Consider the following 9,179-nt stretch of genomic DNA (forward strand, 5'->3'; position numbering starts at 1 on the left):
GATGGTCGCGCCATCTTTAATCTGCGATAGTACCTCGCTAAGAGAGGACTTACTTTTGTCAATCATTAGACAACTCCATTGTGCTCATTCAGGAAGGAATAGATAAGAGATTTAGGCACACAGAGGCAGAATGAACAGATAGATATTTCACTCAATCCCGAGTGTTTCCCTTAGATTTCCTTTTAAACATTCTTGATAATTTTTGTAATTTGATCTAGTTATCAAACCATGGTTTTGTTCGGTATAAATATTTTTTGTTCGATGATCGAACATTATCTAATATAGTTGTACGATCTTGATAAATCCTAAAACTTATCAATGTAAAAGAATATGAGTGGTTATAAATAGATATGTAGAAAACTTGCTTAGATGGGCAAATCATCCAAGCAAGTTAAAAAATAATAGAATTAAGACTGAGATTGTAGAATCAAACGTGCAAGTTCTAAATCATCGGGATAGGTAATTTTTATATTATCCGAACGCCCCATTACGACCTGTACAGTTTCACCCATATACTCAAGTGCACTTGCCTCATCGGTAATAGTGACGTCATTTTCTAAAGCATGTTCAATTGCTTTTTTTAGTTTACCGATTTTAGTAATTTGAGGCGTTTGAGCTTGCCATAATAAATCTCGGCTGACTGTTTTATCAATTTGATTGCCTGACTTAACCTGCTTTAAAGTATCACGAACAGGAATTGCTAAAATAGCGCTCTCATTTGATTCAATTGCATTTGCCACAAGTGCATTTAAACAATCAATGGTTACACAAGGGCGAGCCGCATCATGCACAAGGACCCAATCATTTTCATCAGCAAAATTTAAAAGATGATTTAACGCATTTAAAACTGAATGAACTCGCTCAGCTCCACCAATGCAAAAATGCGCCTTATCTATATTTTGAAATGCTAGAGTCTGGGCAAAGGTATCTTGTGTACCAATTGCCAAAACATAACCATTTAATGGAAGTTGGCTTATACGGCCAATCGTATGTTCTAAAACAGTCCTATTCTGAATATATTGATACTGCTTCAATTCAGTTTTAGAAAAACGACTTCCTGATCCTGCAGCGGGAATCACTGCCCACAATTTAGTCTGGGATATCTGGGGATGCAGGTGTCTCATTCGTTTCCAAATCAACTTTAGCGTTCGGGTCAATATAAATAGGTTTGTAATGGGTACTAATCGTACTCATTTGAACAAATGTCTCGTGAGGTTTAACCAAACCAAGATCAAGGCGGGCATGTTCTTCTATTGCTTCTGTACCATTTTTCAGGTCAAAAACCTCTGCTGCCAAAATACGGTTTCGTTCTTTAAGCTCTTCATTTACCTCAGCTTGTTGCTGAATTTGTTGCATGAGAGCTTGATGAGGGATATAGCCACCCTCACCTAACCAAAATTGATATTGCAGGATAGCTACTAAAACAATAACAAGTAGCAATATCAGTTTGCTTGAAGTGGATCGAAATACTTCTAACATATCATTAAGATTTTTAATTAAAAACTTTCGTTAAGAGATTGTATTGTATAGTAATTAACAAGTAGCATGCGCAATTCCTGCAAAAATTTAAGCAAAATTATTAATGGGCATATTACTTTAATTGACCATTGTGACATGTTTCATTTTGTCAAAAATGAATAGAATTTGAAAGGGAAATAATATTTATAAGTACAACTGTTTATAAATCAATCTACACACAAAAAATCATTCTAAGTATGAGAAATTTATGCTGAGAAAAGCTTATGGTTAATTTCCATTATTTACCCGTGTAAATTGTTGCTCTAACATGGTGTTGCCCCATTGGTCTCCTTCCCATTCATTTGTCAGCTTAAAACCAAAAGTTTCATAAAGTTTTCTTGCTGCACTAAGGCCACTAAATGTCCATAATTGAACAGCAGAGAATTGCTTTTGATCACAAAAGTTTATAGCTTCTTTTAATAGTTTTTTGCCGATGCCCTGTCCTCGACAATCGTCACTTAAAATAAACCACCGAAGATGAGCCTCGTTATTCCCTAAATCTTCGCCATCAATCGCAACAGAACCCACAATTTTATTATTTTTTATTGCCAACCAAATATTATTAGAGTCTTTATAAAGACGGTTAGAGAACTCAGCTAAATTGGTAGCCACTTTTCCTTCAAAAAAAGGCCCAAAATTATAATTTTCATAATAATAAGTACCATGCATTTCTGCGATTCTGCCAATCATACCTGCGCGGTAGCCACTTACAATTTCAATAGTATTGCCATCTATAAGATCTTTATTATCTCGACAATTTACTAAAGATTCAGCATAGGCTGTCAAACCTTGAGCAATAACAAGTTGTTTAGAGGAGTTTAATTTTTCAATGGCTTGAATAACTCGCATTTCTCCATAATTATTAATTTTTCTTACAGTATCTACTCCTTTCGGTGTGAGTTTAATCACTTTTAGTCTGGCATCATTCTTATCTTGCTCCTCTTTAATCTCACCCGCCTTACTGAGTTTAAGCAACATTCTACTCACACTCGATTTCTCTAAGCCTAAAAGCTGTCCTAATTGTACAGCGGTTAAAGAACCTCTATTTTCAAGTTCAAGTAAAGAATGAACAGCTGACGGAGAATAATCAGTGGCAGCAAGAGTTGAACTCATAAAACCTAATTCACGAACCATGATTCGAGATGAACTACGGATTTCATCAATAATTTTTTGGTCAATCATCACTGCACACTCAACATATAGTTGTATAATACAACCATATTTGTAAAAAAGAAGTCAAGATTTTCTTCACTTTTAAAACGAGCTTAAAAAGAATAAAAGCCCTCTTTCAAGGACTTTTATAAATCGTTTTCTTATGTGAGTTTAAATCAGAAATTATAACGAACACTCAACGTTGCATTTCGTGGTGTGCCCCAATTCATCGAGTTAGCACCAATACCTTCATAATATTTTTCATCAAAAATATTATCGATATTAAATTGAAGTTTGATATTTTTATCTACTTGATAGCCAAGCATCGCACTTGCTAAAACATAGGCATCTTGCTCAATACGAGAGCTTCCACTTCCCGTATAGTATTTACTCTTATAATTTAAACCAAGCCCTGCACTCCATTGATCAAGTTTGTACTTAACAAATAGATTCGAGGTTGTTCGAGAGTTTGTAGTATTAACCTTTGTGCCTTGTGCATCTTTTGCTTCAAAATTAGCAATGCCAAAGTTAATACCCCAATTGTCATTAATCTCGCCATCAGCTTCAAACTCAAAACCTTTACTTTTAACCCCATCTACAGCGCGATAGGCCTGCTCTGTAGTTTGTGTACCATTACGGACAATAAACACTCCCGGTATCGATTCAGCAAAATTAGATTGTTCTATTCGGAATACTGACAATGCTGTATTTAAACGCCCTCCAAACCATTCGCTCTTTAAGCCAGCCTCATAACTCTTACCAGTAATCGGATCTATATATTGATCATTTATATCTTTACGTTCTTGAGGTTTAAAAATTTCTGTATAACTTGCATACACAGAATGATCTTGAGCAAAATCATAAATAGCGCCAACATATGGTGCTAATTCATTGTTAAATTCACGGTTACCTTTATCATTTTCAGACTTATATTCCCAATTAGATAAACGTGCACCAGCAATAATTTTCAAAGGATCCAGAATTTGAAATTTACCAGCAATATAAGCGGCAGTTTGTGTGGTTTCATTTAGCGCATTTTTACCGTTTAAAACAACAGGCTGAAGCAACGCTTGAGCCATATCATTATAATTAAGTGGTCCACCTAAATATTTCTCAATGTCTTGGTTTGTGTTAGACCCACCAAAAATATCCTTTGTTTTCTCATTTTTATTCCAAGATCCACCAATAATGATTTCTTGTGGACGATTAAAAATCGTAAATGGAGCATTGATAAAAACATCAATATTGTTTTCTTCATTTGCAGCTTTTGCACCATATACTGAGACATTATCCTTGCCCTCTTCATTTTTTAATGGACTTGTATTGGTTGCCTTGTCTACTTTTCCAGCTGTATATAGCAACATAGAAGCTGTATCTTCTTTACGGAAGGTATAAGCAATATTTAAATTAACGTCATTAAATAAATTCTGTTTTAAATTTGCAAATACTGCCGTTGTATTTACATCCCAGTAAGTCCAAGGTGCACTTACTGTTAAGCTTCTAGAAAAATTGGTACGAGTCCCATCAGTATAAAAAGCAGGTGTACCACCCCAACGAATACCATCACGATGTAACTCTTGATAAGTTGCCCCAAGCGACATGCTTGTTTTATCACTCAAATCATAATCAACCGCACCATAAAATACATTGCGTTCTTTCTCATAGAAATCCATAAATGATTTTTCATCAGAATGTTTTACAAACATGCGACCACGCAATGATCCATCTGCATTAAGTGGCGTGGAAACATCTGCTGAGCTACTCCAAGAGTTCCACGAGCCTAAAGATGTGCTGACATTACCAGTGAGTTCTTTTGAATTTGCATGTTTCCGAATCATGTTCAGCGCCATCGCTGGATTTCCCGCGCCTGTGGTTAGTCCATTGGCACCCTTTACGACTTCGACACGATCATAAATATCTAAATCTAAATCTCCAGTGCCTAAGTTTGTAGTACTAGGTATTCCATCAATTAAGTAATAATCCACCTCAAAACCACGTGCATAAACTCTTTGACGTTCATCGGTACGTGAGGTTGAAACACCCGTAATATTATTCATTAAATCTTGAAATGAATCGATTTTTCGATCATCTAAATATTCACGGGTTAAAACTTTGACTGATTGAGGAGTTTCACGAAGAGATAAATTTAATTTTGTAGAAGTATTTGTGCTTTTTGCTGTATAGCTCCCTGAACCTTCAGTAACGGCCGGATTTTCTTGTTCTGCTTGTACTTTTATCGTTGCTAAAGTGGTTGTTTCGGTTTGTTCTGCATAAACAAATGAAGGTACCGTTAAAGCCATAGAAAGTGCTAAAGGATGAACTCTAAATGCTTTTCTAAAGGGCGGATTGTACATAAGAAAATTCCATAATAACCAATGTGCTGAACCATGTTTTTAGCCTTCCACTACCTTGTTCCTTGTTACACAGTAGTAAAAGTTCGGCACAAAAATTAACACGAATGATAATTGTTATCAACTTTAAGTTAATAATTATTCTTATTTATTTAATTTAAATTGTTAATGCATCATTGCCTTAAAAAATCACTATCAACGCATCAAAATTTGGATTTCTAACAGATTGAATGTTGATCTTGTTCAATCATGGTACTGAAACAATGGGCTTTATATTATTGATTCAAAAATATATAAACCAATTTTCAAATTCAAATTGACTGTTGAACTGCTCAAGAACATGAGAAATAAAAAACTACACAGTATTTTCTTTTATATTTTATTATTCTTCATAAATCTCATGAAAGAGAATAAAGGTATAAACTGTAGTGCACAAAATTTTAGCGTTTTCTTTAGTAAGCTTAGGTTTAAGTGCTTGTGATCACCCTACTGATGATAGCCCTTCAAAAATAATTAATATGGAGAGCAATCATAAACAATATACACCTGCCAACCCTTATATATTTGAATATAATGATATTGTTTACAGTCTAAAAGCTGGACAACCACAAGATACTTCCCATAGAAAATTTAAAAACTTATTAAAAAAAATTCCCTCTAATGATAATAATTTAGATATTTTAAAAACCAAACGCAAGGTACTTATTCACTTAGGTTGCCTTAAAGACGCATATATAGTTACCGAAAAAATTTTAAATAAAACAGATAGTTCACAACTACAAGAGATGCAATGTATTTTCTTAAGAAAAATGAAAAAAGATGCTCATGAAATAAAAGCATGTTATGAAAAAACGGCTCATAGCTATTTAAACGAAATAAATTTAATTCCAAAGGCAGCCATAAGATATCAATATGCACTGTGGGGCCATTATGCAGCGATGTTTCATGCGGGTCATATAGAATATAAAGATAAACTTCAAGAAATCGTTGATTATCATCATATTGAAGATCATAAACGAACATATCAACAAATGTATGAAAATATACTGAATCCAAATGTTTTTCAAAAACGTTTAGATGCTATTCCCTACAGTCCTGATTGCCCTTAAGTCATATTCGCAATTATTGATAATTAATCATCGTAGTTCAGATCATCCTCATCAACATTGATATAATCTGGTTGAGGGTCTTTATCAAATTGTACAGCACGTATTTTAACCTCACCTAAAATTTTCGCTTTCCCTACCCTATGCATACCATCCATTATTCTCCCATGTGAACATAGTATTATTGGATAAGACAAATCTGCCTCTTGAATTAATATCATATGATCAATGAAATCTTGAGTAGTGGGATGAGAATCTGGATACCAGTATGGTTCATTTAATTCTTTTATTTCTGATAGCAAAATTTCTTTTACTTTAAAATTTCTAGTTAATTCTACTAAATTATCTACATCCCAAATATAAGTATCATTTTCAACTTTTCTAAAATGATATTGCTTTCTCATCATATGAAATTCGCTTAAAACACAATAAATTAAAATATATCATATATATATTAAGACCAAACATTATAAAAATTGAGAGACTAAATTTAGGTAATACAGATCAAAATTTTTATTTTATTTAATAACTTTAACAATCATTTTTTTTCTTAGTGTTATTTCTACGATTGAAGCTTCAACTATATGTTTACTTTAATAAATATTTTAAATAGTAGAATTTATACAAAATCACATAAAGTTTGAATTTTTAACCAACCACTACTTAAAAAGTATATTTTTTCTATTTTTAATTTGCTAAGAATTTTAGAAAGACTTTATCGACCTATTAAAAGGGAGAAAAAAATGGATTTTTTTAATATTTTCATAGGTGACACAACTTGGCCCTTTATTTTGGAAATTTTGGTTCGATGTTTCGTCATGTTTATCATTATTATTAGTTTTTTAAGACTATCAGGTAAACGGGGTATTCGCCAACTTTCCCTTTTTGAACTCGCAATTATTTTATGTTTAGGTTCCGCGGCTGGCGATCCAATGTTTACTAAGGATTTACCTATCGCACATGCTTTTGTCGCATTTATCGTTATTCTTTTTCTCTACCGCCTTGTAACTTGGGCAATGGTAAAACATAAGAAAATTGAAGACCTATTGGAAGGAAGAGCTCTCTGTGTAGTCAAAGATGGACTTTTAGTTTACAAAGATTTCCAGAAACAATCATATTCACATGATGAGTTTTTCTCAGAGATGCGCCAACAAAATGTTGAACATCTAGGCCAAGTGAGAACAGCCTTATTGGAGTCTGACGGTATCCTGAGTTTACTTTACTATGAAGATGAAGAGGTAAAATGGGGACTCCCCCTATTCCCAGATGCTTATTGCAAAGCTGACGTACTTAAAATCAATACTTTTTATTCATGCATGAAATGTGGTGAAACTAAAATTCTAAATACACTCGATCAAGAATGTTCTCGTTGCAAACACCATAGTTGGGCTAAGTCGTTAAAAACCCGTCGTCTAGGATAATAAAAAAGGTGCTATTTTTTATTAAAAATAGCACCTTAAAATGTTAAAAAACTAATTTTAACTTTTTATTTAAAGATTAGTTTAAACCTTTAAACTCAGCTTTACCGCGGTAAGCAGCTTTAGTCAATTCTTCAATACGAAGTAATTGGTTGTACTTAGAAACACGGTCAGAACGGCAAAGTGAACCAGTCTTAATTTGACCAGCTGCTGTACCTACTGCTAAGTCAGCAATAGTTGAATCTTCAGTTTCGCCAGAACGGTGAGAAATTACAGTTGTATAACCATTTTCTTTAGCAAGGTAAATTGCATCAAGAGTTTCAGTCAACGTACCAATTTGGTTGTATTTGATTAAGATAGAGTTACCTACTTTCTCATTAATACCACGTTGTAAAATCTTAGGGTTTGTAACGAACAAGTCATCACCTACCAATTGGATTTTGTCACCAAGGATAGATGTCAAGTAAGACCAACCTTCCCAATCTGATTCATCTAAACCATCTTCAATTGAGATAATTGGATATTGGTTTACAAGACCTGCTAAATAGTCAGAGAACTGGTTGCTTGTGAATGCTTTATTGCCTTCACCCGCAAGAACATATTGACCATTTTTGTAGAATTCTGAAGATGCACAGTCAAGCGCCAACATAATATCAGAACCAGCTTTGTAACCAGTTTGACCGATAGCTTCAAGAATAACAGTGATTGCTTCTTCGTTTGAACGCAAGTTTGGTGCAAAACCACCTTCATCACCTACAGCAGTGTTTAAACCTTTTTTGTTTAAAACTGATTTTAGTGAATGGAAGATTTCAGCACCAGCACGTAATGCTTCAGCAAATGAAGTAAAGCCTACTGGCTCAATCATAAACTCTTGAATATCAACGTTGTTGTCTGCATGTGAACCACCATTGATGATGTTCATCATTGGTACAGGCATAGTCAAAATCTTTTGACCACGTAAGTCAGCGATGTATTGGAAAAGAGGAATTTTCTTTTCATCAGCAGCAGCGCGCGCAACAGCTAGTGACACAGCCAAAGTTGCATTTGCACCCAATTTTTCTTTGTTTTCAGTACCATCAAGTTCGATCATCGCATTATCGATGTCTTTTTGTTCAAATACTGATTTGCCCACTAAAGCGTCACGGATAATCGTGTTTACGTTGTTAACCGCAGTTTTAACGCCTTTACCTAAGTAACGTGATTTATCACCGTCACGTAGTTCTAAAGCTTCACGAGAACCAGTTGAAGCACCAGATGGTGCACATGCACGACCAACAACCCCAGATTCTAAAATTACGTCTGCTTCGATGGTTGGGTTACCACGAGAGTCCAAAATTTCACGTGCACGGATGTCAACGATTTGGCTCATGAACAATTCCTCTGTTGAATGAATATGAGCTGCGATTAAAGCAGCGTAAATGAGTAAAAACTCAATGGGTGTCTAACTTTTTGAATCCTTTAACCAAAGTATCCAATTCTTTTATTTGTGCCAAGAATGGCTCAAGCTGCGACATGCGTAATGCACAAGGTCCATCGCATTTTGCATGTTCTGGGTCTGGATGACCTTCCAAGAACAATCCAGCCAAGCCTGTTGCCATTCCAGCGCGTGCTAAAGTTGTAATTTGAGCACGACG

At 34.5% G+C, this 9,179-nt stretch carries 8 protein-coding genes and 2 pseudogenes; 2 read left to right on the top strand and 8 right to left on the bottom strand.

What is annotated here, in order from left to right; all coding sequences use genetic code 11:
* The 5 genes and pseudogenes from UC75_RS20210 to UC75_RS04460 form a co-directional block, all read right to left on the bottom strand.
* Window positions 1-66, bottom strand: a pseudogene (locus UC75_RS20210) (hypothetical protein); the annotation flags it as partial.
* 341 nt (window positions 67-407) lie between these two features.
* Window positions 408-1,124 (bottom strand): 2-C-methyl-D-erythritol 4-phosphate cytidylyltransferase, encoded by a 717-nt coding sequence (gene ispD, locus UC75_RS04445; protein ID WP_049836840.1) that lies wholly within the window; start codon window positions 1,122-1,124, stop codon window positions 408-410.
* A complete protein-coding gene (ftsB, locus tag UC75_RS04450; protein ID WP_004643028.1) occupies window positions 1,090-1,479 on the bottom strand; it encodes a cell division protein FtsB in 390 nt (129 codons plus the stop codon). The genes ispD and ftsB overlap by 35 nt, the downstream gene beginning before the upstream one ends.
* A gap of 267 nt (window positions 1,480-1,746) precedes the next feature.
* Window positions 1,747-2,700, bottom strand: a complete 954-nt coding sequence (locus UC75_RS04455; protein ID WP_049836841.1) for a bifunctional helix-turn-helix transcriptional regulator/GNAT family N-acetyltransferase — start codon at window positions 2,698-2,700, stop codon at window positions 1,747-1,749.
* A gap of 146 nt (window positions 2,701-2,846) precedes the next feature.
* On the bottom strand, window positions 2,847-5,024 hold the full coding sequence (locus tag UC75_RS04460; protein ID WP_049836842.1) for a TonB-dependent siderophore receptor: 2,178 nt from the start codon (window positions 5,022-5,024) through the stop codon (window positions 2,847-2,849).
* A 425-nt stretch (window positions 5,025-5,449) separates the two neighbouring features.
* On the opposite strand from UC75_RS04460, the gene UC75_RS04465 reads away from it, so the two are divergent.
* On the top strand, window positions 5,450-6,130 hold the full coding sequence (locus UC75_RS04465; protein ID WP_049836843.1) for a hypothetical protein: 681 nt from the start codon (window positions 5,450-5,452) through the stop codon (window positions 6,128-6,130).
* Window positions 6,131-6,153: 23 nt separating this feature from the next.
* Here the strand turns inward: UC75_RS04465 and UC75_RS04470 are convergent, their stop codons facing one another.
* Window positions 6,154-6,531 (bottom strand): hypothetical protein, encoded by a 378-nt coding sequence (locus UC75_RS04470; RefSeq protein ID WP_049837336.1) that lies wholly within the window; start codon window positions 6,529-6,531, stop codon window positions 6,154-6,156.
* A gap of 339 nt (window positions 6,532-6,870) precedes the next feature.
* Here UC75_RS04470 and UC75_RS04475 point away from each other — a divergent pair, with 339 nt between their 5' ends.
* The gene (locus tag UC75_RS04475) at window positions 6,871-7,548 is read left to right on the top strand and encodes a DUF421 domain-containing protein (protein WP_049836844.1); all 678 of its coding nucleotides are present in this window, start codon (window positions 6,871-6,873) and stop codon (window positions 7,546-7,548) included.
* A gap of 76 nt (window positions 7,549-7,624) precedes the next feature.
* Here UC75_RS04475 and eno read toward each other — a convergent pair whose 3' ends face one another.
* Window positions 7,625-8,914: a phosphopyruvate hydratase gene (eno, locus tag UC75_RS04480; RefSeq protein WP_013197659.1), complete on the bottom strand. Its 1,290-nt coding sequence runs from the start codon at window positions 8,912-8,914 to the stop codon at window positions 7,625-7,627.
* A 61-nt stretch (window positions 8,915-8,975) separates the two neighbouring features.
* Window positions 8,976-9,179, bottom strand: a pseudogene (locus tag UC75_RS20215) (3-deoxy-8-phosphooctulonate synthase); the annotation flags it as partial.

Origin of the sequence: Acinetobacter sp. V2, assembly GCF_001188385.1 — a bacterium.
In the GTDB taxonomy this organism is placed as follows: domain Bacteria; phylum Pseudomonadota; class Gammaproteobacteria; order Pseudomonadales; family Moraxellaceae; genus Acinetobacter; species Acinetobacter oleivorans.

Bases quoted from the DNA above. Each gene is read 5' to 3' on its own strand.
- ispD (WP_049836840.1), bottom strand. From the start codon at position 1,124: ATGAGACACCTGCATCCCCAGATATCCCAGACTAAATTGTGGGCAGTG.
- ftsB (WP_004643028.1), bottom strand. From the start codon at position 1,479: ATGTTAGAAGTATTTCGATCCACTTCAAGCAAACTGATATTGCTACTT.
- UC75_RS04455 (WP_049836841.1), bottom strand. From the start codon at position 2,700: ATGATTGACCAAAAAATTATTGATGAAATCCGTAGTTCATCTCGAATC.
- UC75_RS04460 (WP_049836842.1), bottom strand. From the start codon at position 5,024: ATGTACAATCCGCCCTTTAGAAAAGCATTTAGAGTTCATCCTTTAGCA.
- UC75_RS04470 (WP_049837336.1), bottom strand. From the start codon at position 6,531: ATGAGAAAGCAATATCATTTTAGAAAAGTTGAAAATGATACTTATATT.
- UC75_RS04475 (WP_049836844.1), top strand. From the start codon at position 6,871: ATGGATTTTTTTAATATTTTCATAGGTGACACAACTTGGCCCTTTATT.
- eno (WP_013197659.1), bottom strand. From the start codon at position 8,914: ATGAGCCAAATCGTTGACATCCGTGCACGTGAAATTTTGGACTCTCGT.